Raw genomic sequence first — 26,505 nt, 5'->3', positions numbered from 1 at the left:
ATGGCCGAGTTGCCGGAGTCGCTCTCCGAGATCGTCGAGGATTTCGCCGCAGTCGAGGGCCAGGACAAGCTTCAGTTGCTCCTCGAGTTCAGCCGTGAGCTCCCCGAGTTGCCCGAGCATTTGGAACAGGCAGCCATGGAGCCGGTGCCCGAATGCCAGTCACCGCTGTTTCTGTCCGTGGACAGCGCGGATCGAGATGCGGTCAAGCTGTATTTCAGTGCGCCGCCGGAAGCACCGACGACGAGAGGTTTCGCCTCGATACTCCACCAGGGTCTCGACGGACATTCGGCGCAGGACATTCTCGCTGTGCCGGATGATTTCTACCTTGCGCTCGGTCTCGGAGAAGCCGTGAGTCCTTTGCGCTTGCGCGGAATGTCGGCGATGCTGTCGCGGATCAAGCGACATGTGAGATGACGTTCGAGTAGAGACGACCTCGATCCGCTGGTCGAGGTCGTCTTGATCGATACACTCGAGGGTCGGTACACTCGTTGCCGGACACGGTGTACGCAAGTCAGGCAGGTCTGGTTGTGCTCACCGTGGTTGTTTTTTCATCCCGCGTGAGAGTTGGTTGCTGCCGAATGGAGTTCACCGAGTTGGCGGACTACGCCATACCCGCAGGCACCATCACGGAGTGGATTCCCAGTGTCGGCCCCCACGCGAGCACCCCAGTTCTGGCAGGCTGGCAGCCCGATGACCGCCCCACGTCGTATGTGCACGAGGCGCACCTGCGCGACAGCCTGAAGAGTCCCCGCCAGGGCCGGGAGAGTTGGTTGGGCGCGGCGTTCGACATCGAAGGCCCGCTCGACAAGCGTGCGTTCCGACGTGCCGTGCTCGCGTGGATCGATCGCCACGAGTCGATGCGTTCGCACGCAGCCATCGATGTCGACAGTGGGGGGCTGAGCCGCGTCACCGCCGCTGAAGGCACCGTCGACGTCTGGCAGGTCGAGCAGGAGCGCTGTGAGCTCTCGAGCGAAGTGTTGGACCATCTGCAGTATTTGTTCGACGAGTACACCTCCCCTCTCGCATGGCCCGCGTATGCGTTCGTGACAGTGGAGCCGCTGGCAACGCGAGACACCGGAAAGGTGACCGTCTTCTTCGCCGCCGATCACTCCATCATCGACGGTTTGTCCACCGTTCTGGTTGCCCACGAGATATCCGCGTTGTACGCCGAAGCAGTCGACGGCACCGCCGCCGCGCTGTTCGAGGCTGGTAGCTACCTGGACTTCGGGGTGTCCGAGCGCCGGATGCACGCCGAACTCGAGCACACCCACGATGCCGTCGTGACCTGGCGTCGGTTCCTCGAAGCCGGCGACGGTCAGCTACCGGCCTTCCCCCTCGACATCGGTACCGCGGGCAGCGGTGACACTCCCCAGGGCGGGCTGACCGACTGGATCCTCGATGCCGAACGGGCCGATTCCTTTTCTGTGGCGTGCCGCAAGACCGGCAACAGTATGTTCGCCGGACTGCTGGCCGCGTTGGCAATGGCCGGGGCGGAGCTGACCGACCGGACCGAGTTCCGGACCATCACACCGGTACACACTCGGGATCAGCCGCACTGGGTGTCGTCACTCGGGTGGTTCGTCGGATTGTGCCCGCTCTCGTTCGATATCGCGGATGCAGAATCGTTCGGCGCGATCGTTGCGCGGGCCACTCAGCAGGTCACGGCAACCAAACCGGTAGCCCGGGTCCCACTCGACCGAGTCTTCCGCGCGCTGGGTGCCTCTGCGAAGCCGCGCTTCGTGGTGTCGTTCATGGATGTGCGTTTTGCGCCGATGGCCGAGCGGTGGGACGACTGGAACGCCAGGGCATTGCGCAGCAAGCAGTACGACCACGACGTCTATATCTGGATCAACCGAACACCGCGCGGAGTGAACATCTCGGCGCGCTACCCCGACAACGCCATCGCAACCGCACACGTTCACCGCTACATCGGCGTACTGCGGCGAATCCTCGACGAGGTGATCGACACGGGAACGGCGTCGCTGACCTCGATGGTGAGCAGCGGCCCGGCATTGGACAGCGCATCGTTCGCTTCGACACCTACCAATCAGTAGGAACCTCCGGCTTTTTTGGGTCCGTTCCCTGTAACCACCATCCAGTTTCGGATGTGTCGGCGACTGTGCTTACACTCCGAATAGACGCCCGTAACCGAGCGGCGAAAAAACGCCGCGCACGGAACACTTGAAACCACAGGAGGCTCAGTGCCCAGCCACGCCAGCGCGCATATCACCAAGGTGCTTGTCGCCAATCGCGGCGAGATTGCAGTTCGGGTGATACGAGCAGCAGCGGATGCCGGCCTGACCAGTGTCGCGGTATACGCCGAACCTGACGCCGATGCTCCGTTCGTGCGCCTTGCCGATGAAGCCTTCGCTCTCGGTGGACAGACATCTGCCGAGTCGTATCTGGTGATCGACAAGATCCTCGACGCCGCCAAGAAGTCCGGTGCCGACGCCATTCACCCCGGCTACGGATTCTTGTCCGAAAACGCCGAATTCGCCCAGGCCGTCATCGACGCCGGGTTGATCTGGATCGGACCGTCGCCGCAGTCGATTCGCGATCTCGGTGACAAGGTCACCGCCCGCCACATCGCCGCCCGCGCCAAAGCGCCCTCGGTGCCCGGCACTTCCGAGCCGGTCGAAGACGCAGACGAAATCCTCGCATTCGTCGACGAACACGGTCTACCGATCGCCATCAAGGCTGCCTTCGGTGGCGGCGGACGCGGCATGAAGGTTGCCCGCACCCGTGAAGAGATCCCCGAGTTGTTCGACTCAGCCACCCGCGAAGCGATCTCCGCCTTCGGTCGCGGTGAGTGCTTCGTCGAGCGCTACCTGGACAAGCCGCGCCACGTCGAGGCTCAGGTCATCGCCGACCAGCACGGCAACGTCGTCGTCGCCGGCACCCGCGACTGCAGTCTGCAGCGCCGGTTCCAGAAGCTCGTCGAGGAAGCGCCTGCGCCGTTCCTCACCGACGCCCAGCGCGCCGAGATTCATTCCTCCGCGAAAGCGATCTGCCGCGAAGCGGGCTACTACGGTGCAGGTACCGTCGAATACCTCGTCGGCCAGGACGGTCTTGTCTCGTTCCTCGAGGTCAACACCCGCCTGCAGGTCGAGCATCCCGTCACCGAGGAGACCTCCGGCATCGACCTGGTGTTGCAGCAGTTCCGCATCGCCAACGGTGAAGAGCTCTCCATCACCGAGGACCCGGAACCTCGTGGGCACTCGTTCGAGTTTCGCATCAATGGTGAAGATGCGGGCCGCGGCTTCTTGCCTGCTCCCGGACCGGTCACGACCTTCGTCGCCCCCTCGGGCCCCGGCGTACGCGTCGACTCCGGTGTCGAGTCCGGCTCCGTGATCGGCGGCCAGTTCGACTCCATGCTCGCCAAGCTCATCGTCACCGGTGCCACCCGAGAAGAAGCTCTCGCACGTTCCCGTCGCGCGCTGGCCGAGTTCAAGGTCGAGGGCCTGGCAACAGTCATCCCGTTCCACGCCGCCGTGGTCTCCGATCCCGCGTTCATCGGAGACGGCACGAAGTTCGACGTTCACACCCGTTGGATCGAGACCGAATGGGACAACCAGGTCGAACCGTTCACCGCCGGTGAGCCTGCCGACGAAGACGAGGCACTCCCCCGCCAGTCCGTCGTTCTCGAGGTCGGTGGCCGTCGCGTCGAGGTCTCGCTCCCCGGCCAGTTCTCAATGGGCGGTGGCGGCGCCGCGAGCGACGGTGCGATCCGTCGTAAGCCGAAGGCTCGCAAGCGCGGTGGCTCGGGCGCAGGCGCGGCATCGGGCGATGCTGTCACCGCTCCGATGCAAGGCACCGTCGTCAAGGTTGCCGTCGAAGAGGGCCAGGAAGTCGCCGAAGGCGATCTCATCGCTGTCCTCGAGGCAATGAAGATGGAGAACCCGGTCAACGCCCACAAGGCAGGTGTCGTTACCGGCCTGTCGGTGCAGCCGGGATCGGCCATCACTCAGGGCACCGTTCTTGCTGAATTGAAGTAACACGATCCACACCGACGTCCGGGTTAGTCTGTTCTCATGGCAGACAACCCGGACGTTCGCGTCGGAACGGCCGAGCGTGAACAGGCGCTATCCGCACTGAGCCAGCATTTCAGCGATGGGCGGCTCACCCTCCCCGAATTCGACGAGCGAAGCGCCGTGGCTGCCTCCGCCAACACGCGAGGGCAGCTGGACTCGGTGTTCGCCGACCTTCCTTCGCCCTCCCCGAATCCGACCGCGTCGGCTCCGCTGGACCTGAGAAAGACGACCCCTCCCGCAAACGTGGACGAGGACGACGGCACCGACGGGTGGGACTGGCGCAAGACAGCGATGGCGGTGACCCCCATCGTTGCTCTGATCCTGTTTTTCATCGTCCCCGTCTCCAACAGTTGGTTGTTCTTTCTGCTCATCCCTCTCGTCGGTGCACTCGTTGCCGGTGGAAATCGATCCAGGCGGCGCAATCGGTGATTTCCTCCAATCCCCCGAGAGCCCTGCTGTTCGATGTGTTCGGCACCGTGGTGGATCGACGAACGAGCATTGCGTGCGAGGTCACCGCTGCCTTAGCGGCTCGGTTAGATTCACTCGCTTTCGCTGATCGGTGTCGCAGCCTCGATCTTTGGTTTCTCGACCGCGCGGGCATGTGACCCTCACAGGCGGAAAGCATTGTTCCGGAAGCGGACTGGACATACGGCGCGAACTCGATCACCGGACTCTCCACGGCCCTGCACTTCTGAGATGCGTCCGTGGAAACAATCGATTTCGAGGCGGTCCTATTTCACAGCCTCGATACGGCCACCGACCGCATGGACGACAACGATTTGTGGATTCCACGGCACCAGGGCGTCGATCGATTTTTCGAGCTCGTCGATCGGCGGAAGATCCTGAGGGCCCAGTACCTCGATCACCGCAGTGTCGGCCTGCCAGGTGACGGATCCGACCTGGGCGTCCGGAACGGATGCGAGCCATTGCTCCGCCGTGTCGTGAATCTGACGCACCCAGAGTGAGGTGAGCGAATTTACCACCATGGGAATGGCCACGACTACCAGTGCTGCTGCCAACAGGAGGAATGCGCGAACGTGTCGCGGCGACTCAGTGGTGCGGCTTTCTTTGGCGTAGCCGGCGATAACGAGTACCAGGGTGGAGGTGATCACCATGGCGACCACATTCGAGGCGAACAACACCAGGGCACCGAGCGCAAGCGAGGATGCCCCGGATCCGAGGCAGACACCGACGACGGCAAGTGGCGGGACCAATGAAATTGCGATGGCCACGCCGGGAAGCACGTCACCGACGTCACGACGAGCGATGGCAATGGATCCGGCGAAGCCAGTGGCAATCGCAGCCATGAGGTCGGCAAGTGTCGGGGAGGTACGTCCGAGAACCTGAGAGTTGGTCAGCACGTGGCTCGGGTTGAGCAACAGCTGCGCGAACAGGTATCCGAACGCCACGACCAACAGGAGCCCCAGCAGTACATGCAAAGCACTCCTGAACACGAGTGATCCACGACCGGTGGCAATCCCGAGGCCGGCACCGAGGATCGGTGTCGACAACGGAGCTACGATCATCGCCCCGATGACGGTGGCCGTCGAGTCTGCAACCACTCCCGCGACAGCGATGATTCCGGAAAGGGTGAGCATGATCCAGAATGCCGACCGCTTTGCACCGCCGTCGCCGACAGCGAGATCCAGCCGCTCGTCGAGTTCGTCGAGAGTTCGACGCTGACTGTCCGGGACCAAAAACGCAAGCATCTCCCAGCCTTTCGAAATCGGAAGCCAGCGATCGCGGTTTCACGGTAGCCCGCTTTCGTCGAGTGCGCACCGAAAACCGAGCACACCGAAGCTGCCTGCCCGGTTGAGGAGAACCGGCCGCGGCTCACCTCACACGCGCTGCGCGGCGAGATCCGTCCCGCACGATTTAGTTCCTCGTGCGGGACGAACACCCAACGCCTGTGGCTACTTTCGGCCCAGAGCGAAAGCGGAGTCCACTTCGGCCCTGGGCCGCGGACCTCCATGGGAGCATCTTGACCTGCTTGTCATGTTTTCGTTCCGACGTAGTCACACAGCCCCAGTTCGAGACCGAATGTGGGACACTCACGAAGGACGAGCCGGTACACAGCCCCACCTACTGCACGCAGTTCGCGAACACGCATCTGCGCATCGGTTGGGATGGTCACAGCTTTCCGGCGGTCAGTTCTCTCCGAGAGAAGGGCTAAAGATGCAACACACAGACATACCAAGCCAGGCAGAGATCATCGACCTGGCTTCCACCGAGGGAAGAACTTGCGTGTCGATCTACACTCCGACTGCAGACACGGTGCGAGATCATGATCGCGTGCAGCGGGAATTTGCCGGCCAGGTGCGCTCGGCACTAGCGCAGATCGAAAACTCCGACGAGCGAGCAACTATCGAGCAGTCGTTCGAGGCGCTCACCGAATGGTCGGAGTTCTGGCGATACCAATCTCGTACCCTCGTGGTGCACGCAACCACCGAGCGCATCCGTAGCTATCGCTTGCCCAACCGCCTTTCGGCCGTGACATTCGCCGGCGACCGCTTCTACCTCAAACCCATGCTCCGCACCACTTCGTTCCCACAGACTGCGTTCGTCCTGGCATTGGCCGAGGGTGGCGTACGGCTGGTCGACATCTCCGCTGACCAACCGCCCACAGAGGTAAGCGTGCCCGGCCTGCCGACGGACCTCGAGTCCGAACTCGGCAAGCCCGAGCGCAGCGGATACGGTCCTGGCGGAAGGCCCCACAACCCGGACAGTCGCATGACCCGCATTCGGCAATTCACCCGCATCGTCGACCAGGCGCTGCGCACCACCTTGATCGGTCGCGGCATTCCTTTGATTCTCGCTGCGGCCGACCCCATCGCTTCGATCTACCGTGGCACCGCTACCTATCCGGGGCTTCTGCCACAGGGCATCGAAGGCAATCCCCAGGCACTCAGCGACGGCGCCCTGGCCGACGCTGCCCGCACCGTGCTGGACCATCACTACCGCGACCAACTGTTCGATTTGCGTCAGCTCTTCGACGAGCGCAAGTCGCAGGGCCGCGGACTGACTGATGTTGCGGACGTCGCGAAGGCCGCCACATACGGGGCGATCAGCACGGTACTGGTCGACATCGAGAGCATCGTTCCGGGTACCGTCGATCCAGCCACCGGTGACGTGCACTTCACAGACGCCGACGACGCACAGGTCTACGGCGTGGTGGACGAGATAACCCGGCGTGCATTGCTGTCCGGTGCGACGGTGACCGCGGTCCGCAGCGAAGATATGCCCGACGGCGCACAGATCGCGGCAATCTTGCGGTACAAGAGCTGATCCGAGCTTCCCGCCCGTTCGCGGGCGGGAACTCTTCGCCCGGCGTCGATCGGACCCTCGTTCGCTTCTACTTGCGCGCAACAACGTATGCCTGCGGTTGCAGCTCGGATCCCGTCGGCGCACGGAGTACCCGAACCTCCACCTGAAATCCATTCGCGCACAATTTATCCGAGATTTCTTCAGGAGACAGACGGTAGACGTCGTACGCGACGGCATGACCGTAAGCGTGCTCGATCCGTACTCGCTCGTCTCCGACCTGAAACGAGAGCAGAAGCAACCCGCCCGGGGCAAGGACCCGCCAGAACTCGGCGAAGACCACGGTCAGGAGCTTCGGCGGGGTGTGAATTATCGAATACCATGCGACTACCCCCTCGACGCTTCCGCCTGCGAGGTTCACATCGAGTATCGAACCGACGTCGAATTGCAATGCAGGATAGTCTCTTCGGGCGATGTCGATCATCGTCGCGGACACATCGATCCCGACAGTAGTCAGCCCGTGGCCGTGGAGGTACTCCGAAACCCGACCGGGTCCACACCCGGCGTCGAGGACGCGTGTGCCTCCCCAGGCACTCACCATGTCCGCAAACGTATCCAACAATCGCCGATCGAGTGGCTTGTGCGAGAGTTCATCTCGCAGTAGCTCGGCATAGCTGTGCGCAACCGCGTCATATGCCGTCCTGGTCATATCCAGATGGTCGAATTCCATGCAGTCCCTCTCACAACAGAATTCGCGTATGGCGACACTGTTCTAGCGATAATCATGATCGATGCCCGTCGCCCAACGAGAACTCTCGACGGCGACGACGTCGAATCTACCGCTCAGAAATACCCGTGCACCCGCGTCCCCGTTCGAGGTGGCGATCACTTCGTCCCAGTGCTCACGACCGAACACCACAGGATGACCGGGAGTACCGTCGAATACCGCACGAGCCAGATGCGACGGCGATTCCCGGGCCGCATCGAGCACCGCGCCTACAACCTCGGGACCGACATCGGGAGTGTCGACGACATGGACGACCGCGTACGAGGCGCCCTCGGCCGCGGCCAGCCCAGCCTTGAGCGAGGCGCTCATCCCGACAGGCCAATCGTGAGCGTGCACAGCGATCGCCCCGTCCGGCATGGCGCTGTCTGCGGCGCCGAGTACTACGATCACCTTGTCGCATCCACCATCGAGCAGGGCGCGCACGGCGATGTCGAGCCACCGGCCTTCGTCGGCGAGTACCTTCGGTAATCCGTAGCGGGTACCGGCACCTGCAGCCAACAGCACCCCTGTCGCATCGCCCGTCAACTGTTTCTCCTTCGAGAGTTTCGATGTCCGCTGCCCGATGATCGTGGATCTGTCTCGCCCACTCGACTAGCCCATCACCGCTTTCGCCCACTCGACCAGGGGTACGAGTTCACGCCAGGTATCGCGCACGTGCGCCATCGCGGCGGGCGTCTCGAGCCAGTCCGGTGATCCGAAGTGTTTCGACGCCGTCAAGGATTTGTGTCTGAGCAGGCCGATTCGAGGATGGTCGAGCTCGTATCCACGCGGCTTCGTCTTGAGCTGGTCACCACCGATCTCGAACCCGGCCGCGGTCAACGTCGTCACCAATTTTTCGAGTTCGACCCCGCGCACGTCGTTGTCCACTGCTTCTCGATAGCGGGCAATGCCGTCCGTGGTGGAACCGTAGAACCCGCCCGCGACGAAGAGTCCGGCTGGATCGATCTGTACGTAGAAGCCGAGGCTTTGCCCGCGCGCGACGAACCCACCCTGATGAGTCTTGTACGGCGTCTTGTCCTTGGAGAATCGCACGTCGCGATACGGACGGAATACCTTCCCCTCGCCGAACTCCGCTTCCAGCTCTGCGAGCAACGAGGTCATAGGCGCTTTGACCGACTCGTCGTAGACGGATTTATGTGCAGCCCACCAGGTTTTGCTGTTGTCCGCTTCGAGGTCCTCGTAGAAGTCCAGCGCAGCGAAAGGAATACCGGTGAAAGCCATATTCGTCATCCTAGGAGGAAAAGTTACCGCCGCTCTGCCGCGAACCGAGCCAGGCGCATCTCGGCACCGATGATCGGTTCATTCGGCGGTGATACGGGCTCGCGCCGTGTTGCTGCGTTTACCCACTACGACCGATGTACCTGCTTCAGCCAGTCCCATGACGGGCATGTTCGAGTAGATCGACTCGTGTCGGCCTGCGCCGATACGGTAGGTCTCGTGGTACACCCCGACGTCGCCGCTGGCACCGACTTGCTTGTTGAATGCCTTCCACGACGGTAGGTGCGGATCGTTCGGGTTCTTTGCAAACGCTTCGAGTTGGTCGAAGCTACGCCAGTACTGCACTACGGTGACGGTGCGTCCGCCCGTCGATATCCGAGCACCCAACATACCCTTGTCCGGGTGCAATCTCAGCTCTCGCAACATGCGTGGCATCGCCAGGAATGGGCCGATCCACTTGTGAATCTTCCATAGCTTGTTGATTCTTATCCCAATGAGGAAGACGACGAAGTCTCCGTCGATCTGTGCGGTGTATCGCCCGGTTCGTATTCGATGATCCATGGGCTCGTCCCCTTCGCTCGTTCCGTGTGCAATTTCGGTATGGATAGTTCCTCTATCCATAATAGATAGTGCTACTATCCACTGATGGAGTCAAGGGCATACCGGTGAGGGTTTCCGAACTCGGTCGACGCAGCGGGGTATCGGTCGCCTCGATCAAGTACTACCTGCGTGAGGGTTTGCTTCCCGCTGGTGTCCAAACTGCCACCAACCAGGCCGTCTACAGCGATCAGCACGTTCGTCGGCTGCGCCTGATCCGCTCGCTCGTCGACATCGGCGGCCTGTCGATTTCACATGTTCGCGCCACGCTGGCCGCAGTCGACGATGAGTCCACGTCGCTTCACGACGCATTCGGGTCGGTGATGCACGGTCTCGACAAGCCCCCACCGGATAACGAAGCCGCCGAAGTCGCGGCGGCCTACCGCGAAGTGCAGGAATGGCTTTCGGTCAAGGACTGGCACATCGAGCCGGATGCGCCCGCGCAGTATCGACTGGCAGAGCTCGTCGCAACGCTGCGCCGGTTCGACTTTCCGACTGCCCTCACCGACTTCGACGGTGCCGCCGAGACCGCCGAGCGGACCGCCGAAGTCGAAGTGAAGTACGCACGAGCGATGCCGGACCGCACGACCGCGGTCGAGACGATGCTCATCGGAACCGTCGTACTCGAGCGCGCCCTCGTCGAGGTCCGGCGGCTCGCGCTCGAAGCCGTCAGCTTCCGGATCGACGGCAGCGCACACGCTCTCACGCCACCGGAATCTTCATAAGCTGGGATCACTCGACGGCTGGTCCGATGTGACTCTCCAGTTCTTCGTCAATCGCCAATAGAGGTAGGCGATCAGACCGAGCGGAATCGGCAGCAGCCACGTTGCCATCCGAAACAACATCACGGCTGCAACCAGATCTCCTTGTTGAGCCGTGGTCATGCCGACTCCGAGAACTGCGATCAGCACGGCCTCGACTACGCCGAGACCGCCAGGAGTCGGTGCAAGCAGCACTGCCAACGACATGGCGCCGAAGGCAACCACGATCCGATCCCAACCCACTTCGTCACTGCTCGTGCCCATCAGCCGTAGAGCCACGCCGAGCACGAGTGCCCCGAGTAATTGCGAGAGCACCATCGTCGCAGTCAACGAGCGCCAACAGGTACGCACCCGGGTGAGGAGGTGCTCGCGGAAGTCGGCTACGACCTCCTCCATGTCTCGTGGAGCGATCCGCCCGACCCGTCGTGCCAACACATCTCGGCCACGTGTGAGCGCCCGGCCGACACGACGAGCGAATGCGTCGTTGGTGATCACGAGTGCGACGAGTAGGCAGATCGCAGTGACGACCACACACGTGCCGACGGCAATCCACACCTCCGACCCCGTTGCGGTCCCGAACAATACGACGGAGACGAGAGCGACCGACATCAGCACGTACCTGGACAGATTTGTCCAGATGCCGATCGTGATGATCGACGTCGAACTGCTCGCCAGGGTGAAGCCCCAAGATCGGTACATCCCGAACGTCAAACCCGTTGCGACCGTCCCGCCCTCGGGAACCGTGTTGGTCAACGCAAGCGATGCCGTCCGTGCTACGCCGGCCTGCGCAACGGTCAGGCCCGGCAAGGTATAGATCATCGGCCACAACATCGACGCCAAATAGAGCAGGCCGAAAACGCTCACGATGAGAACGTCGCCCAACGAAATCGAATTCAGCGCGTCCTCTACCGCCTCCGAATTCCCGACCGAGCGATACAGCAACCACATCACGAGCCCGACCACCCCGTACGACAGGACTGCAGAAGCGACCTTACGGGCAGGGCCTGGTGTCATCGGTCGTAAAAGGTTTGCAGAATGATCGTGCTTCGAGTCCGAACATTCGCTGTTGCCCGAATTTCCTGCAGCAAGCCCTCGAGGCCGCGCGGTGATTCCACTCGGACGAGCAGAACGTAACTCTCTTCCCCGGCCACAGAATGACACGATTCGATAGCTGTGATGTGGCGAAGACGCGTGGGTGCGTCGTCAGGCTGCGCTGGGTCGATGGGGGTGATAGCGACGAACGCAGACAGCGGGCGTCCGAGCGCATCCGGATCCACCTGTGCGGTGTACCCACGGATGACTCGACGGGCCTCGAGACGTCGGACACGAGACTGCACAGCGGACACCGAGAGGGTGGCCTTCTCCGCCAACGCAGCCAGAGTCGCGCGGCCGTCGGCGACCAGTTCGTCGATGATCAACCGGTCTATCCGGTCGAGGTTTTCGCTCACCTGCGCAATCTAGCTCAGTGCCACCCGACTCGACCCACTGGACAGCCCAGAATGCCGCTGAAGACGTGCGAAATGTGATCGAGTCAGGCGAACAGGGGCGGCAGCGCGAAAATCATCACGGTGGACCAGACCACGTGAGTCAGAATCGGCGCCAAGATGCCACCGGATGCCCGCCGTTGCAGGGCGAGAACGAAACCGAGCGTGACAGCGGCGAAGGCAAGCATCGGATTCCCGCTCGCCAGGGTGACCACCGTGTAGATGATGGTCGATATCAGAACCGGCTTTCGACGACCGATCGCCGCGAACAGAGCACCTCGAAAGAAAATCTCCTCGGCGACCCCGTTGAGCAGGGTGATGAACACGATCAGTGCCAGAGATCCGAACCGCGCATGCGCCAGAACATTCTCGGTGAAGTCCGCCAGAGGCGGGATCTGTCGCACGATCAAAGCGCCGATGACGAAGACAGCACTCGCGGCAAGCCCGGTGAGAATTGGGGTGATGATCGGCCGTCGCATCGAACCGTTTATCCGAATTCGACCGAGATGGAGTGGGCCCGAAGCGAATCCGCCTACGATCCACGCAGCCGCCAACCCGAGGGTCAGCACATAGAACAAACTGTCACCCGGTTCGACTGCCAGCGAAAGACCCAGCAGCGTCGCCCCGACCACGAGTGTGATCACCACCACGATCCGGCGTCGCATAAATGCCTTGTCGGATTCCTCGTGGTCCCGATCGACCTTTTCTACCAGGGCCGCCTTCACAACGTCGACCACGCTCGTCTGCCACGTCGCCATCAAGCCTCCCTGTTTCTGTCGTCGAACAGACGTCGTATTGCCGATCTTGTCCGGCCGGAAACACTGTCCACCACATCGAGGTTCGTGCGCACCACCGCTGCGACGGGCCAGGAATACAACAACGAACGCGCGCCGAGGGACTCGAACAGGTCCCACGTCGGTTTCGACGAGGCCGCCACGCCGTAGCGGCGGATCACCGACGCGTCGCCTCCGCTCCACGCTGCGTCGGTGACGGCAAGTCGTAGTGGATCCTTGAGTTCGCTCACTCCGGGCGGGGTGCCGACGCGGCCCTGCACACTGCGCTGCATCGCATCGGCGATCGTGGTTCTACCGCCTTCGGGTTCACCCGCGACATCGACGATCCGATCCTCCGATGTCGTCATGGTGTTGTGCAGTGACCCGACCAGGTCTTCGGCGAGCGCATCTGGAATGGGAATGATCTTGCCGATGACACGTCCGGCCAGTCCAGTAGGAACGCCTGGGGTGCGCAGCCCGACCCGGGTCAGTCCTGCCGCCTCCACGTACGCGAACAACAGATCTTGGTACGGCACAGTGTCCGGGCCGCCGATGTCGTACGAGCCGGGCGGAACAGTGGAGCGAGCCGCCAGGAGATAGAACAGGACGTCGTCGACGGCGATGGGCTGCACTGGGTGGCTCAGCCAGCTCGGCAGCGGCAGCACCGGGAGCCTGTCGGCGAGATAGCGCAGCATCTCGTAGGAGGTGGAGCCGGCACCGATCACGATGGCAGCGCGAAGCCACACGACCTCGACGCCGTCGACCGAGAGCGCCTTCCCGACGTCGGCTCGGCTCGCCAGATGCTCCGACAACTCTTCGCCCTCCGGCACGAACCCGCCCAGGTACACAATCCGGCGGACACCGGCGGCAGCAGCCGCTTCGGCGAACTGCCGGGCCGAGGTCAAGTCCTGGCTACGGTAGTCGGCTTGCCCGATCGCGTGGACCAAGTAATACGCCACCTCGACGTCGCCCGCTTGCTCGAAACCCTCACGAAGCGAGAGTGGGTCACCCGCGTCGAGAGCGCAGGAGTCCACGTCGTGCCACCAGTCGAATCTCGTCAGCGTCTCGGGGTGCCTCGACGCCGCACAGACGTCGTCACCCGCCTTCACCAAGGATGCGACCAACCTCGACCCTATGTATCCGCTCGCACCGGTAACGAGAACTCTCATGACTCGAGGCTAACGACATCGGATCGGCGCCGCCGCAGCAGCGGGGCCTGACGGCCTACCTGTGGCATTGTCGGGTGATGGCACTGGTACTGGCGGGCGTTCGGCTTCCCGTCCCCTTCGGGGGTCTGACTGCGGCAAAATTCGGTCGAGACGTGGCGTTGTCGAGCACGCGGTGGGCCCGCGACACCGCCAACTTCGCGTGGGAGCTTCCCAGTCGCGTCGAGACGTTGCTCGATGAGGTGACGACGCTCATGGCTCGCATCGACGAGGTTGTCACTGCCGCACAACTCGTCGTCATCGAGGCCGCGGTCACTACTCGCTCGGCCGAAGGCGTCGTCGATACGGCATCGAAAACGTCGGCGGCCGCGTTCGAGTTGGTCGAACTGTTCGAGCCGATGGCGCAACAGGCGGCACCGTTCGCGCAAAAGTTCGTCGACCACCTGTCCGAGCAAGAAGTCGACGCCACCATCGCGATGGTCGACCAACTTCCCGAAATTGTCGAGCATATGAAAGCCGTCCTTCCGATCTTGGCCACACTCGACACAGTGTCGCCCGAAATTCACGAATTGCTCAACGTGACAAAGGATGTTCGACGCGCCGTCATCGGGATCCCAGGATTCAAGTTCCTACGCAAAAGGGGCGAGGAGAAACTGGCGGAGGAAGCGGAGGAGGAAGGCCACTGATTCCTCCTCCGCTTGCCACAGAAGCGGCACTACGAAGCGGGCGTCGATTCAGCCGTGTTCGGCGACGAGCCGATCGAATTCGGCCCGGTCGATCAACTGCGGTTCACCGATAGCGAGCGCCTCGGCGTACTTGTTCGCTAGGCGGTAGTCGTGCCCGAGCGGTCCGTGTTCGCCGTCCTCGTCGTCGGCCTGCGCGCTGGCCCCTGGCGGCACCTCGTTCTGCAGGCCATTGGTGCGCTCGCCGAGTCGCGCGTCGAGTTTTGCGGAAATCATCTGCATTGTCTCTTGGTCGTCGGTCATCAACTTCCCGTACCCGTACCCGGTCGACTTCACACCTCGATAGTCGACTGGCCGTGATGATGGTTGCTTGTCGGTGGCTCGGGGCATCATGGGCGAGTGGCCAGAAAAACTTCTTCTCAACCCGAGACGCCGAAGTCGGGCAATCGAGCTCTCGCGAAGTTTTCCGCGCCCACCCAGGAGTGGTTCGCCGGCGCATTCCATAGTCCGACGGCGGCCCAGGCCGGAGCGTGGGAGGCAATCTCCAGTGGTCGCCATACCCTCGTCGTAGCCCCTACCGGATCAGGCAAGACGCTCTCCGCGTTCCTCTGGTCGATCGACCAGCTCGCCGGGCGAGCGTCGCAGAGCGACCGCACCACGAAAGTTCTCTACATCTCGCCGCTCAAAGCGCTGGCCGTCGACGTCGAGCGCAACCTCCGGGCTCCGCTGGTCGGCATCACTCAGACGGCCAAGCGCCTCGGGTTCGAACCACCCGATATCTCCGTGGGCGTTCGATCCGGTGACACGAGCCCCGCCGATCGACGCAGTCTGATCAAGACCCCACCCGACATCTTGATCACCACGCCGGAATCTCTCTTCCTGATGCTCACCTCGGCAGCCCGGGAGTCACTGGTCGGAGTCGACACCGTCATCGTCGACGAGGTTCACGCGGTCGCCGGGACCAAACGCGGGTCCCACTTGGCACTGTCTCTCGAGCGCCTCGATCTGATGCTTCCCAAGCCCGCTCAACGTATCGGTCTCTCGGCGACGGTCCGCCCGCACGAGGAAGTCGGTCGATTCCTCACCGGTATCGCGCCCATCGAGATCGTTGCGCCGCCGTCGCCAAAGATGTTCGACCTCACGGTTCAGGTACCGGTGGAGGACATGACCGAACTCGGTGTCACCGAACCCGCGGACGGTTCCGCGTCAGCGGCGCCACAGCAGGGGTCCATCTGGCCGCACGTCGAGGAGAAGATCGTCGATCTCATCCTCGAACACAAGTCGAGCATCGTCTTCGCAAACTCTCGGCGTCTCTCCGAGAAACTGACCGCTCGGCTCAACGAAATATATGCCGAACGGATGGGTGACGCTGTCGAGACAGCGCATAAACCCGCGTCCCAGATGGGCACTCCCGCAGAGGTGAACCACGGCGCCGAGACGTTGTTGGCCCGCGCTCACCACGGAAGCGTAAGCAAGGATCAACGAGCACTCATCGAGGACGATCTCAAAACCGGTCGGCTTCGATGCGTCGTTGCCACCAGCAGCCTGGAGCTCGGAATCGATATGGGTGCAGTGGATTTGGTGGTTCAGGTCGAGGCCCCACCCTCGGTGGCCAGCGGGTTGCAACGAGTGGGTCGTGCAGGCCACCAGGTCGGTGAGATTTCCAAGGGAGTGCTCTTCCCGAAGCACCGAACCGACTTGATCCATTGCGCTGTGACAGTCGAGCGCATGAAGACAGGGAAGATCGAGTCGCTCTTCGTTCCTGCCAATCCGCTCGATATCCTGGCTCAGCAGACCGTCGCGGCGTGCGCGCTGGAAGCGATCGATGCGCAGGACTGGTTCGACGCGGTCAGGCGCACCGGTAGTTTCGCGACTCTGCCCCGCTCCGCATACGAGTCGACACTGGATCTACTCTCGGGCCGCTATCCATCGGACGAATTCGCCGAACTGAGACCGAGATTGGTCTGGGACCGTGACGCCGGCACCCTTACCGGCCGTCCGGGCGCACAACGACTGGCCGTGACCTCGGGAGGATCGATCCCGGATCGCGGATTGTTCACGGTGTACATGGTCGGCGAGAAGGCCTCTCGGGTAGGTGAACTCGACGAAGAGATGGTGTACGAGTCACGCGTGGGCGATGTTTTCGCCCTCGGCGCCACCAGCTGGCGGATCGAGGAAATCACCCACGATCGTGTCCTGGTGAGCCCTGCATACGGTCAACCCGGGCGACTGCCGTTCTGGCACGGCGACGGGCTCGGACGCCCCGCGGAACTGGGCAGGGCGTTGGGCGAATTCCTTCGCAGCACTGCTGAACGAGAGGGGTTGTCCGAGCGGCTGAACGGAAGTGGCCTCGACGTCAACGCGGTCAACAATCTCATCGCGCTTCTCGACGAACAGAGGGATGCGACGGGCCAGCTCCCCACCGACCGAACGATGATCGTCGAACGATTCCGCGACGAGCTGGGCGACTGGCGACTCGTTCTGCACTCGACGTACGGCCAGCAGGTTCACGCGCCGTGGGCGCTTGCCATCGGCGCCCGTCTCATCGAGCGGTACGGCATCGACGCTGCCCCGACCGCGTCCGACGACGGGATCATCGTGAGACTACCGGACACCGAGGATCGACCTCCCGGTGCGGATCTGTTCGTGTTCGAACGCGATGAAATTGCCGACATCGTCACCGAGCAGGTCGGCGGCTCGGCACTTTTCGCGTCGAGGTTCCGCGAATGTGCCGCTCGCGCACTACTTCTCCCCCGCCGCAACCCGGGAAAACGCGCGCCGTTGTGGCAGCAGAGACAACGGTCTGCCCAACTTCTCGACGTCGCACGCAAGTATCCGACATTCCCGATTCTGCTCGAGACGGTGCGTGAATGTCTACAGGACGTCTACGACTTGCCTGCCCTGGAAGAGATTCTCGCCCAAATCAGCCGACGGCAGATCCGCATCGTCGAGATAGAGACTGCATCTCCGTCTCCTTTCGCGAATTCCCTGCTGTTCAACTACGTGGGCGCGTTCATGTACGAGGGCGACAGCCCCTTGGCGGAACGTCGCGCGCAAGCCTTGTCGCTGGATTCGACACTGCTCGCCGAACTGCTGGGGCGCGTCGAGCTGCGTGAGCTCTTGGATCTGTCCGTGATTGAGACGACCGAACTCGAACTGCAGCGACTCGCAGAAGACCGAGCTGCCAAGGACATCGAGGGGGTCGCGGATCTACTCCGAATGCTTGGACCGCTGACCGTCGAGGAGGTGGCCGAGCGCACGAGAGGAAACGAGTCTCTACAGTGGCTCATCGAGCTCGGGGCCGCCAAGCGCGCGATGGAGGTGAGCTTCGCAGGTCGGACGTGGTGGACTGCCATCGAAGACGCGGGCCGGTTGCGCGACGCCCTCGGTGTTCCACTGCCCATCGGCACACCGGCAGCCTTCATCGAACCGGTGGAAGACCCGCTGACCGACCTCGTGAGCCGGTATGCGCGCACCCACGGCCCGTTCGCGGTCACCGATCTCGCGACCAGGTTCGGGATCGGAACGGCGGTCGCTCGCGGTGTTCTCACCAAGCTCGGTGCCGACAAAAGAGTCGTCGAGGGAGAGTTCCGACCCGACACGACGGGCAGCGAATGGTGCGACAACGAGGTACTACGCCGTCTGCGCAGACGGTCGCTCGCTGCGGCGCGTCATGAGGTCGAGCCGGTCGGCACCGCAACCCTCGGCCGATTCCTCCCCGCGTGGCAACATGTGGGCAGTCGGCAACTCAACGGAATCGACGGTGTCGCAACAGTTGTCGAGCAGCTCGCTGGGGTACCGATCCCCGCATCGGCCTGGGAGCCGCTCATTTTCGCTTCGCGAGTCCGCGACTACTCCCCCGCGATGCTCGACGAATTGACCTCCACCGGCGAGGTGCTCTGGTCCGGCCACGGATCCATCACCTCGAAGGACGGTTGGGTCTGTCTACACATGGCCGAGACCGCCCCGTTGACTCTCGCTCCGCCCGCCGAATCGGATCTTTCCGAACTTCAACTGCGCGTGTTGGACGCGGTCGCAGCTGGAGGCGCATATTTTTTCCGACAGCTGTCGGACACGGTAGGCAGTACCGACGACGACGCTCTGCACGCCGCACTCTGGGAACTCGTGTGGGCCGGCCGGCTCAGCAACGACACCTTCGCACCCTTGCGCGCACTCCTCAACGCGACGACCCGCGCGGCGCCGAGCCACCGAGCGCCGAGGAAGACACCGCGTCTGCGCTCGTACCGTCGATTCGAACGGCCCACGCTGCCGACCCGGACCGGGCCTCCCACAGCAGGAGGGCGCTGGTCCAGACTCCCAGAGCTCGAACCGGATCCCACAGTGCGAGCACACGCTACCGCCGACATACTGCTCGAGCGCTACGGCGTGGTCACGCGAGGTGCGGTGATGAACGAAGGGGTACCCGGCGGATTCGCAATGATGTACAAGGTGCTCACCACCTTCGAGGATTCCGGCCGCAGCCGCCGCGGATACTTCGTCGATTCGCTCGGTGGCGCGCAGTTCTCCACTTCCGATGTCGTCGATAGATTGCGCACGTACGACGAACGAGAAAAGACCGGCGCAATGGTCTTGGCAGCCTGCGACCCGGCCAACCCCTACGGTGCGGCGCTCACCTGGCCGAAGCCCGACGAGAAAGATGATTCGACTCGACATCGGCCAGGACGGAAAGCGGGAGCACTAGTCGTACTCCATGAAGGCGATCTTGCTCTGTATGTCGAACGGGGCGGCAAGACCGTGTTGACATTCTCCGACGACGAAGCCGTCATCGAAGCGTCGGCCCGTGCGCTCGCTGCGACTGTGAAGAGGGGCGGGGTAGAGAAGTTGATGGTCGAACGGGTGGATGGTCACGACATCCACGGGACGGCATTTTCCAAGACCTTGACCGAGGCAGGCTTCTCCGCGACCCCTCGGGGCTTGCGTCTGCGGGGGCAGCTTCATGCCTGAGGGAGACACCGTCTATCGGGCGGCGAACAAGCTCAGAGACGCGCTCGTCGGACGGGTGCTGACGGGTTGCGATATTCGTGTACCTCGCTACGCGACAGTCGATTTCACGGGTCGGACAGTGGACTCGGTGGAATCACGCGGCAAGCATCTCCTCATCCGGGTCGGTGAGTATACGATCCACAGCCATTTGAAGATGGAAGGAACCTGGCAGGTATATGCCCCCGGCGAAAGGTGGCGCAAGCCTGCGTTCCAAGCTCGGGCAATTCTGACGAACGACAATGCTTCTGCGGTGGGCTTCGAACTCGGTGTACTGGACGTCGTGGACGACGAGGAGTCCGTCGTCGGGTACCTCGGGCCCGATCTGCTCGGGCCGACCTGGGACGCGGCGGTCGCAATAGCCAATCTGGGCGCCGACCCGACCCGGCCCATCGGAACCGCGTTGCTCGATCAACGAATCCTGGCTGGGCTGGGCAACGTGTATCGCAACGAGATCTGCTTTCTCCGCGGTATCGATCCGCGGACCCCAGTCGGTTCTGCAGGCGATCTACGCAAGATCGTCGACCTGTCGTTCCGCACAATCATGGCCAACAAGGATCGCAATCAACGGGTGACCACCGGGGATCGACGGCCGGGCCGCCACTTCTGGGTTTACGGGCGAGAGAACAAGCCATGTCGGCGCTGCGGCACAACTGTGCAGTTCGGACTGCTCGGCGACAACCCGCTGGAGGAACGCCAGATATATTTTTGTCCATATTGCCAGCCCCCGCCCAGCTGACTCACAGGTCCGGCCGCCACGATGGTCGGTATCACCTTGTTCGCCGGTGATGACTACTGTCAATCGGCATGGCACCGAACCTACGAAATCTCCTGCACGGACCGTTGCTCTCACGTTCGAGTCCGCTGAGTCCAGCCAATGCTGCCAGTCGGGTCAGTGCCTACGTGTACGGCAACGTGCTTATCCTCGCAGCGCTCATTCCGATCACGTCGCCGGACGAACACACCTTTCAGGGTGTGGCAATCGTTCTCGGCACAGCGCTGTCGACGTTCGTCGCGCACGCTTTCGCCGAGGGCGTCGGTGAAACCGTCCGAACCGGCGCCAATCTGTCCAGAGGCGCCCGCATCGAAGAACTCAGGGATTCCGTTCCGGTATTGAGTGCGGCTGTACTCCCGGCGGGACTCTTGGCTATCGGATGGGCGGGGTTGTTGGATCCAGGGATCGGTCAGATCGTGGCCGAAATAACGGTTATCGCCAGGATTGCGTCGACGAACTTCGTCGTCGGCCGTCTCCGAGGCGAAAAGCCGACTCGTGGGACATTTCTCGGATCCCTCGTTCTAGCAGGAGTCGCCACCGCGGTTGTCGCGATCAAGTTGATTCTGACCCATTAGCAGGTCGAGTTCCACGCACTAGCTACTCGGCTGCACCGGTTCCAGGATTTCTTGACGAGCCTCCGGTGCGACGACGCGTAGTGCATCGGCGGACTCGTCGTCGGGTTGCATCTGCGACTTGATTTCCGCCTCGACACGCGCGGTATACGTCGCGACCTCACGATCGACCGCCGCGGAGTCCCATCCGAGAATGGGCGCAGCCAAAGCCGCGACCTGTCCCGCGCAATGGACTCCACGATGGGAGTACTCGATCGAAATGCGCGTTCTACGAGCGAGGATGTCCTCCAAATGGAGCGCGCCTTCGGCGGCAGCTGCGTACACGACCTCGATCTGAAGGTAGCTGGGCGCGTCGGTGATCGGCTGCAAGAGTTCGGGCTTGTCCTTCGCCATGTCGAGCACCTCGTCGATCAGCGAGCCGTACCGATCGAGAAGGTGGGTCACCCGGTAGGGATGCAGGCCGTACATCTTCGCGAGATTATGCGTCTGATTGACCAGGGCGAAGTAGCCGTCGGCTCCGACGAGCGGAACTTTCTCCGTGATCGACGACGCGACCCTGGCAGGGATGTCCTCGGCCGCTAGATCGACGGCGTCCTCGGCCATCACGCGGTAGGTGGTGTACTTGCCGCCCGCGATCGCCACGAGGCCGGGTGCGACGCGCGCGACGGCGTGTTCCCGGGACAGCTTCGACGTCTCGTCGCTTTCACCGGCCAGCAGTGGACGCAAGCCGGCGTAGACGCCATCGATGTCCTCGTGCGTCAGCGGTGTCACCAGCACTGTGTTTACCTCGCCGAGGATGTAGTCGATATCGGCTTTCGTGGCAGCGGGATGCGCCAGGTCGAGCTTCCAGTCGGTGTCGGTGGTGCCGATGATCCAATGCGCACCCCACGGAATGATGAACAGCACCGACTTCTCGGTGCGCAGAATGATCGCGGCCTCGCTGACGATGCGGTCTCGCGGCACCACGATATGTACGCCCTTCGATGCGCGTACACGAAACCGTCCTCGCTGCGAGGACAACGCCTGGATTTCGTCGGTCCACACACCGGTGGCGTTGATGACCACGCTTCCGCGCACCTCGGTGGTGGCTCCGTTTTCCGAATCACGCACGCGCACACCGGAAACTCGATCAGCCTCACGAAGGAATCCAACGACCTGCGTCGACGTGCGAACGACGGCCCCGTAATGTGCCGCGGTGCGAGCAACACTCATCGTGTGCCGTGCGTCGTCGACGACGGTGTCGTAGTAGCGGATTCCGCCGATGAGGGATTTGCGCTTGAGGCCCGGTGTCATTCGCAATGCACCCGATCGGGTGAGGTGCTTCTGCGCCGGAACGGACTTCGCGCCGCCCATCCTGTCGTAGAGAAAGATTCCCGCAGCGATGTAGGGGCGTTCCCAGACGCGATGCGTCAGCGGGAAAAGGAACTTCAGCGGCTTGACGAGGTGCGGCGCCAACGTCGACAGCGACAGCTCACGCTCGTGCAGAGCTTCACGTACCAGACCGAACTCGAGCTGCTCGAGGTATCGAAGACCACCGTGGAACATCTTCGAGGACCGACTGGAGGTGCCCGATGCGAAGTCACGAGCTTCGACGAGGGCAACCTTCAAACCACGGGTCGCAGCGTCGAGCGCAGCACCTGCTCCGACGACGCCACCGCCGATGATGATGACGTCGAAGTACTCGGATCCGAGCCGCTCCCAGGCATCGACACGCGCCTGAGGCCCCAGCAAAGTGGTGTTCGATCTGTTACTCACGAGCTCGCTCCCCACATAGACCATTTCCCTGACCGCCCCTGCAGGCTACCGTTCGAGTTCGATACCCGCGTCACCTCCGAGTCGAACAAAGGAACCTAGTGACTTCCGACACCAGCACCGACGTGACCGCCGGCACCTTCATCGCCTCGATCGATCAGGGCACGACGTCTTCTCGCTGCATCATTTTCGGCCACGACGGCAAGCCGGTCGGCTCGGCGCAGAAGGAGCACCGTCAGATCTTCCCGCGCGCCGGCTGGGTAGAACACGACGCCGAGGAGATCTGGGTAAACGTTCGCGAAGTCGTCGGCGCTGCTCTGGGGAATGCCGACGTCAAGGCGCAGGATATTGCTGCTGTCGGTATCACCAACCAGCGCGAAACGACGCTGGTCTGGGATCGAACCACCGGTAAACCGGTGTACAACGCGATCGTGTGGCAGGACACGCGTACCGACGAATTGTGTCGAGAGCTGGCCGGGGACCACGGCGCCGACCGCTATCAACGGATCACCGGCCTGCCGTTGTCCACGTATTTCGCCGGGCCGAAGATTCGTTGGATTCTCGACAATGTCGACGGCGTTCGTGAACGTGCCGAAGCCGGTGAGCTCTGCTTCGGAACGATGGATTCCTGGGTGTTGTGGAACCTCACCGGCGGTGCCGAAGGCGGTAAGCACATCACCGATGTGACCAACGCGTCTCGCACGCTGTTGATGGATCTCGAAACACTGTCCTGGCGCGAGGACATCTGCACCGACTTCGCGGTTCCGATGTCGATGCTGCCCGAGATACGCACTTCCTCCGAGGTGTATGCCGAGGTTCGTCCTCGGGGTGTGCTCGCCGGAGTCCCGATCTCGGGAATTCTGGGCGACCAACAGGCCGCGACATTCGGGCAGGCGTGCCTGTCCCCGGGTGAGGCCAAGAATACGTACGGCACCGGAAACTTCCTGCTACTCAACACTGGGACGACGCCGGTGCACAGTAAACATGGACTGCTCACCACCGTCTGTTACAAGCTCGGCGAGATGGATGCTGTCTACGCTCTCGAGGGCTCGGTGGCCGTCACCGGCTCCCTCGTGCAGTGGCTGCGCGACAACCTCGGCATCATCGAGCGCACCGCAGATATCGAACGCCTCGCGGGAACGGTCGAGGACAACGGCGGCGTGTACTTCGTTCCCGCGTTTTCCGGTCTGTTCGCGCCTCGGTGGCGGCCCGATGCGCGCGGAGTCATCTCGGGCCTGACGCGTTTTGCCAACAAGGGCCACATCGCCCGAGCAGCGTTGGAAGCGACAGCATTTCAAACACGAGAAGTCATCGACGCGATGTACGCAGATTCCGAGGTCACGCTGACGACCTTGAAGGTGGACGGCGGAATGGTCGTCAACGAGCTCCTCATGCAGTTCCAGTCCGACGTTCTCGGCGTCCCGGTGGTCCGGCCGGTCGTCAACGAAACCACAGCCCTGGGCGCGGCCTACGCAGCAGGTCTGGCCGTCGGCTACTGGAGCGGTGAAGACGAGATCGTGGCGAACTGGGCCGCAGACAAGACCTGGGAACCCGATTTGGCATCCGACGCCCGAGAGGCGATGTACGACAAGTGGAATCGCGCTGTGGAACGTACCTACGACAGCGTATGAGCGGCCGACAGCCGCCGCGCGGCCTCGCGGAGACTATCCGCAACCCCAGCTCGCCCAGCTGGGGCACCATCCGATACCGGATCGCTGATCGGGACACCGAGGGGTCGCACGCGATGCGCTGTGCTCGTGCAACCCCCGGCTCCGCCGGGCTGCTAGGAGCACGCCACTGTCGTCGCCCAACGATAGTCCGCTTTGCCAGCCGGGGTTCGCTTGACCTCCTCGACCAGCACGACCGAACGCGGAATCTTGTAGCCGGCCAGCGTCTTACGGCAGTGCTCCTGAACGTCATCGAGGGTTAGTTCAGGTGACTCGGGATAGGTTGCGATCACCGCGGCGACCTGTTGGCCCATGCGCTGGTCAGGTGTTGCGACGACGAGCGCATCGCTGATCGACGGGTGCGCGTGGAGCGCGGCCTCGACCTCCTCGGCGAAAACCTTTTCGCCGCCGGTGTTGATACATTGTGAGCCGCGTCCGAGGAAAACTATCGTGCCGTCCGCTTCCACCTTCCCCATGTCGCCGAGCACCGACAGGCGGGTGCCATCACTGCGGGTCGGGAACGTCCGGGCGGTCTTCTCCTCGTCCTTGTAGTAGCCGAGAGGGACGTTGCCGATCCGGGCGATATAGCCCACTTCCTCGGAGCCGGCAGGAATCTCGTTCAGACGCTCGTCGACAAGGGTCATGGTCGGCGAGGGTGGCATTCGCAGAGTGCCGACCTCGTCGATGGTGAAGGCGCCGTCGTTCCCAGACTCCGAGGCGCCGAAGTTGTCCCGCAACAGCAGGTCCGGTTTGACCGCCAGCATGCGATCGCGAACGCTGGTGGACCAGATCGCGCCGCCCGAGGCGATCGAGAACAGGGAGCTGAGATCGACCTCGCCCTTACGTCGTTCCATCTCATCGACCAACGGCAGCCCCATAGCATCGCCGACGATCAGGATCACCTGCACCGAATCCTTCTCGATCGATTCGACGACCTTGCGCGGATCGAAGTCACGCCTGAGGACCACGCGCGCGCCGAGGGTGAAGAAGGTGAACAACGAATACAACGCCGCACCGTGCATCAGGGGCGCGGCGATGAGGAACGAGAGTTCGGGAAACTCCTTTGCAGCACTGGCGATCTCGGCGAGGTTCTGTCGGGCCCCATCGCCGTATGGGTTTCCGCCGGAAAGTGGCTTGCGGAAGAAGTCGTCTTGCCGCCACATGACACCCTTCGGGTATCCAGTGGTCCCTCCCGTATACAGCAGGTACAGGTCGTCGCCTGTACGGGAATCGAACTCGGCTGTGGGCGACAGTTCACGAGCATCGGCGAATGAAACCACGGAAACCGCGTGCTCCTTCGCGGCGGTCGACAGTTCGGGATCGATCTCGCCAATCACGAACACCGTCCGGATCATCGGGCACGCGTCCAAGAGAGAAGCAAGGACTTGCTGATGCTCGGGGAGTTCGACGACCACCGCGACCGAATCGGAGTTGATGAAGATGTACTCGAGTTCGGCGGGCGTGTACCGGTAGTTGACGTTGATCGGGACCGCGCGGATCTTGATCAATCCCAGGATGGAAGCCACGTGCTCTACGCTGTTTTTGAGAAACAGTGCGACATGGTGGCCTCGGGAGATGCCGGCCTGCGCGAGGAGCTGGGCGGTCCGGTTGGCCTCCGCGTTCAACTGGGCGTAGCTGAGGTTCTCACCCTCGTAGGTCAATGCAACGCGATCGGGTACTGCATCGGCGACTGTCTCGAAAACGTCGGCAAGGTTGAACTGCATCGTCATTCCTTTCAAGTGACAGCACCGCGATCTCGAAGCGGGTGACCCGAGTTTAGAACACGTTCTAGGTTGACCGGAGCAATACAATCCGATTTGTTCCGTTTCGGTCGCATACCGGTTGCACGGGATACGACACTGATCGACTCTCCAGACCGCCAGCGTCTCCACAACTGACACTTCCCCTCGTCCGACCTTCCTGACCGGCCGAGCTACGGCACCCTCGGTCTCCCCCAACCGACCGGATGCGCTGACT

At 62.6% G+C, this 26,505-nt stretch carries 23 protein-coding genes; 11 read left to right on the top strand and 12 right to left on the bottom strand.

The annotated features are described in order from the left end of the window. The 4 genes from BJI47_RS14490 to BJI47_RS14475 all read left to right on the top strand — a co-directional run bounded on the left by BJI47_RS14490 (position 1) and on the right by BJI47_RS14475 (position 4,460). Positions 1-414 (top strand): SufE family protein, encoded by a 414-nt coding sequence (locus tag BJI47_RS14490; RefSeq protein ID WP_088944380.1) that lies wholly within the window; start codon positions 1-3, stop codon positions 412-414. Positions 415-578: 164 nt separating this feature from the next. After that, complete coding sequence (locus tag BJI47_RS14485) at positions 579-2,054, top strand: condensation domain-containing protein (RefSeq protein WP_088944379.1); 1,476 nt, start codon at positions 579-581, stop codon at positions 2,052-2,054. Between the two features lie 147 nt (positions 2,055-2,201). After that, entirely contained in the window at positions 2,202-3,995 is a 1,794-nt protein-coding gene (locus tag BJI47_RS14480) for an acetyl/propionyl/methylcrotonyl-CoA carboxylase subunit alpha (protein ID WP_088944378.1), read from the top strand. Positions 3,996-4,031: 36 nt separating this feature from the next. Further along, on the top strand, positions 4,032-4,460 hold the full coding sequence (locus tag BJI47_RS14475) for a DUF1707 domain-containing protein (protein ID WP_088944377.1): 429 nt from the start codon (positions 4,032-4,034) through the stop codon (positions 4,458-4,460). Between the two features lie 302 nt (positions 4,461-4,762). Here BJI47_RS14475 and BJI47_RS14465 read toward each other — a convergent pair whose 3' ends face one another. Then, positions 4,763-5,740, bottom strand: a complete 978-nt coding sequence (locus tag BJI47_RS14465; RefSeq protein WP_088944375.1) for a TIGR00341 family protein — start codon at positions 5,738-5,740, stop codon at positions 4,763-4,765. A gap of 466 nt (positions 5,741-6,206) precedes the next feature. On the opposite strand from BJI47_RS14465, the gene BJI47_RS14460 reads away from it, so the two are divergent. Next, positions 6,207-7,316, top strand: coding sequence for a hypothetical protein (locus BJI47_RS14460; protein WP_088944374.1), 1,110 nt, complete (start codon positions 6,207-6,209; stop codon positions 7,314-7,316). Positions 7,317-7,383: 67 nt separating this feature from the next. Here BJI47_RS14460 and BJI47_RS14455 read toward each other — a convergent pair whose 3' ends face one another. From BJI47_RS14455 to BJI47_RS14440, 4 genes are all read right to left on the bottom strand, one after another. Then, positions 7,384-8,001, bottom strand: coding sequence for a class I SAM-dependent methyltransferase (locus BJI47_RS14455; protein WP_088944629.1), 618 nt, complete (start codon positions 7,999-8,001; stop codon positions 7,384-7,386). A gap of 63 nt (positions 8,002-8,064) precedes the next feature. Beyond that, a complete protein-coding gene (locus BJI47_RS14450) occupies positions 8,065-8,604 on the bottom strand; it encodes an NTP transferase domain-containing protein (protein ID WP_088944373.1) in 540 nt (179 codons plus the stop codon). 66 nt (positions 8,605-8,670) lie between these two features. Further along, positions 8,671-9,300 (bottom strand): DUF2461 domain-containing protein, encoded by a 630-nt coding sequence (locus tag BJI47_RS14445; protein WP_088944372.1) that lies wholly within the window; start codon positions 9,298-9,300, stop codon positions 8,671-8,673. Between the two features lie 78 nt (positions 9,301-9,378). Then, positions 9,379-9,858: a DUF4188 domain-containing protein gene (locus BJI47_RS14440; protein ID WP_088944371.1), complete on the bottom strand. Its 480-nt coding sequence runs from the start codon at positions 9,856-9,858 to the stop codon at positions 9,379-9,381. Positions 9,859-9,962: 104 nt separating this feature from the next. Between BJI47_RS14440 and BJI47_RS14435 the strand changes: the two genes are divergently transcribed. Continuing rightward, entirely contained in the window at positions 9,963-10,619 is a 657-nt protein-coding gene (locus BJI47_RS14435) for a MerR family transcriptional regulator (protein ID WP_088944628.1), read from the top strand. Here the strand turns inward: BJI47_RS14435 and BJI47_RS14430 are convergent. The 4 genes from BJI47_RS14430 to BJI47_RS14415 form a co-directional block, all read right to left on the bottom strand. Beyond that, the gene (locus tag BJI47_RS14430) at positions 10,614-11,669 is read right to left on the bottom strand and encodes a YbhN family protein (protein ID WP_088944370.1); all 1,056 of its coding nucleotides are present in this window, start codon (positions 11,667-11,669) and stop codon (positions 10,614-10,616) included. The genes BJI47_RS14435 and BJI47_RS14430 overlap by 6 nt on opposite strands. Beyond that, on the bottom strand, positions 11,666-12,103 hold the full coding sequence (locus tag BJI47_RS14425; RefSeq protein ID WP_088944369.1) for an Lrp/AsnC family transcriptional regulator: 438 nt from the start codon (positions 12,101-12,103) through the stop codon (positions 11,666-11,668). The genes BJI47_RS14430 and BJI47_RS14425 overlap by 4 nt, the downstream gene beginning before the upstream one ends. An 83-nt stretch (positions 12,104-12,186) precedes the next feature. Next, the gene (locus BJI47_RS14420; protein WP_088944368.1) at positions 12,187-12,897 is read right to left on the bottom strand and encodes a CPBP family intramembrane glutamic endopeptidase; all 711 of its coding nucleotides are present in this window, start codon (positions 12,895-12,897) and stop codon (positions 12,187-12,189) included. Continuing rightward, a complete protein-coding gene (locus tag BJI47_RS14415; protein ID WP_088944367.1) occupies positions 12,897-14,081 on the bottom strand; it encodes an NAD(P)H-binding protein in 1,185 nt (394 codons plus the stop codon). Before BJI47_RS14415 ends, BJI47_RS14420 begins: the two co-directional genes overlap by 1 nt. A gap of 77 nt (positions 14,082-14,158) precedes the next feature. Here BJI47_RS14415 and BJI47_RS14410 point away from each other — a divergent pair, with 77 nt between their 5' ends. Further along, positions 14,159-14,764: a ribulose 1,5-bisphosphate carboxylase large subunit gene (locus BJI47_RS14410; protein WP_088944366.1), complete on the top strand. Its 606-nt coding sequence runs from the start codon at positions 14,159-14,161 to the stop codon at positions 14,762-14,764. Between the two features lie 48 nt (positions 14,765-14,812). On the opposite strand, the gene BJI47_RS14405 is transcribed toward BJI47_RS14410, so the two are convergent. Next, positions 14,813-15,097 carry a modification methylase HgiDII gene (locus BJI47_RS14405; RefSeq protein ID WP_254900606.1) on the bottom strand — a complete coding sequence of 95 codons (285 nt, stop codon included), beginning with the start codon at positions 15,095-15,097 and terminating at the stop codon, positions 14,813-14,815. 63 nt (positions 15,098-15,160) lie between these two features. Between BJI47_RS14405 and BJI47_RS14400 the strand changes: the two genes are divergently transcribed. The 3 genes from BJI47_RS14400 (at position 15,161) to BJI47_RS14390 (ending at position 21,112) form a co-directional block, all read left to right on the top strand. Further along, positions 15,161-19,726 (top strand): ATP-dependent helicase, encoded by a 4,566-nt coding sequence (locus BJI47_RS14400; protein ID WP_088944365.1) that lies wholly within the window; start codon positions 15,161-15,163, stop codon positions 19,724-19,726. Continuing rightward, entirely contained in the window at positions 19,719-20,501 is a 783-nt protein-coding gene (locus tag BJI47_RS14395) for a DNA-formamidopyrimidine glycosylase family protein (protein WP_088944364.1), read from the top strand. The genes BJI47_RS14400 and BJI47_RS14395 overlap by 8 nt, the downstream gene beginning before the upstream one ends. Before the next feature lie 68 nt (positions 20,502-20,569). Next, entirely contained in the window at positions 20,570-21,112 is a 543-nt protein-coding gene (locus tag BJI47_RS14390; protein WP_088944363.1) for a hypothetical protein, read from the top strand. An 18-nt stretch (positions 21,113-21,130) separates the two neighbouring features. On the opposite strand, the gene glpD is transcribed toward BJI47_RS14390, so the two are convergent. Then, positions 21,131-22,888, bottom strand: a complete 1,758-nt coding sequence (glpD, locus tag BJI47_RS14385; protein ID WP_088944362.1) for a glycerol-3-phosphate dehydrogenase — start codon at positions 22,886-22,888, stop codon at positions 21,131-21,133. Between the two features lie 98 nt (positions 22,889-22,986). Here glpD and glpK point away from each other — a divergent pair, with 98 nt between their 5' ends. Beyond that, positions 22,987-24,492: a glycerol kinase GlpK gene (glpK, locus tag BJI47_RS14380; protein WP_088944626.1), complete on the top strand. Its 1,506-nt coding sequence runs from the start codon at positions 22,987-22,989 to the stop codon at positions 24,490-24,492. Positions 24,493-24,644: 152 nt separating this feature from the next. On the opposite strand, the gene BJI47_RS14375 is transcribed toward glpK, so the two are convergent. Further along, the gene (locus BJI47_RS14375) at positions 24,645-26,252 is read right to left on the bottom strand and encodes an AMP-binding protein (protein ID WP_088944625.1); all 1,608 of its coding nucleotides are present in this window, start codon (positions 26,250-26,252) and stop codon (positions 24,645-24,647) included. Between the last annotated feature and the right edge of the window lie 253 nt (positions 26,253-26,505).

The organism is Rhodococcus sp. 1168 (assembly GCF_002091955.1).
Classification (GTDB): Bacteria; Actinomycetota; Actinomycetes; order Mycobacteriales; family Mycobacteriaceae; genus Rhodococcoides.
The sequence above is the reverse complement of the archived record's forward strand: the minus strand, read 5'-3'. Positions and strand labels throughout refer to the sequence as shown.

Coding starts and splice junctions, on each gene's coding strand:
- BJI47_RS14420 (WP_088944368.1), bottom strand. CDS start 12,897: ATGGCGACGTGGCAGACGAGCGTGGTCGACGTTGTGAAGGCGGCCCTG.
- BJI47_RS14410 (WP_088944366.1), top strand. CDS start 14,159: ATGGCACTGGTACTGGCGGGCGTTCGGCTTCCCGTCCCCTTCGGGGGT.
- glpD (WP_088944362.1), bottom strand. CDS start 22,888: ATGGTCTATGTGGGGAGCGAGCTCGTGAGTAACAGATCGAACACCACT.
- BJI47_RS14375 (WP_088944625.1), bottom strand. CDS start 26,252: ATGCAGTTCAACCTTGCCGACGTTTTCGAGACAGTCGCCGATGCAGTA.
- BJI47_RS14395 (WP_088944364.1), top strand. CDS start 19,719: ATGCCTGAGGGAGACACCGTCTATCGGGCGGCGAACAAGCTCAGAGAC.
- BJI47_RS14445 (WP_088944372.1), bottom strand. CDS start 9,300: ATGGCTTTCACCGGTATTCCTTTCGCTGCGCTGGACTTCTACGAGGAC.
- BJI47_RS14465 (WP_088944375.1), bottom strand. CDS start 5,740: ATGCTTGCGTTTTTGGTCCCGGACAGTCAGCGTCGAACTCTCGACGAA.
- BJI47_RS14415 (WP_088944367.1), bottom strand. CDS start 14,081: ATGAGAGTTCTCGTTACCGGTGCGAGCGGATACATAGGGTCGAGGTTG.
- BJI47_RS14455 (WP_088944629.1), bottom strand. CDS start 8,001: ATGACCAGGACGGCATATGACGCGGTTGCGCACAGCTATGCCGAGCTA.
- BJI47_RS14430 (WP_088944370.1), bottom strand. CDS start 11,669: ATGACACCAGGCCCTGCCCGTAAGGTCGCTTCTGCAGTCCTGTCGTAC.
- BJI47_RS14390 (WP_088944363.1), top strand. CDS start 20,570: ATGGCACCGAACCTACGAAATCTCCTGCACGGACCGTTGCTCTCACGT.
- BJI47_RS14475 (WP_088944377.1), top strand. CDS start 4,032: ATGGCAGACAACCCGGACGTTCGCGTCGGAACGGCCGAGCGTGAACAG.
- BJI47_RS14460 (WP_088944374.1), top strand. CDS start 6,207: ATGCAACACACAGACATACCAAGCCAGGCAGAGATCATCGACCTGGCT.
- BJI47_RS14490 (WP_088944380.1), top strand. CDS start 1: ATGGCCGAGTTGCCGGAGTCGCTCTCCGAGATCGTCGAGGATTTCGCC.
- BJI47_RS14440 (WP_088944371.1), bottom strand. CDS start 9,858: ATGGATCATCGAATACGAACCGGGCGATACACCGCACAGATCGACGGA.
- BJI47_RS14485 (WP_088944379.1), top strand. CDS start 579: ATGGAGTTCACCGAGTTGGCGGACTACGCCATACCCGCAGGCACCATC.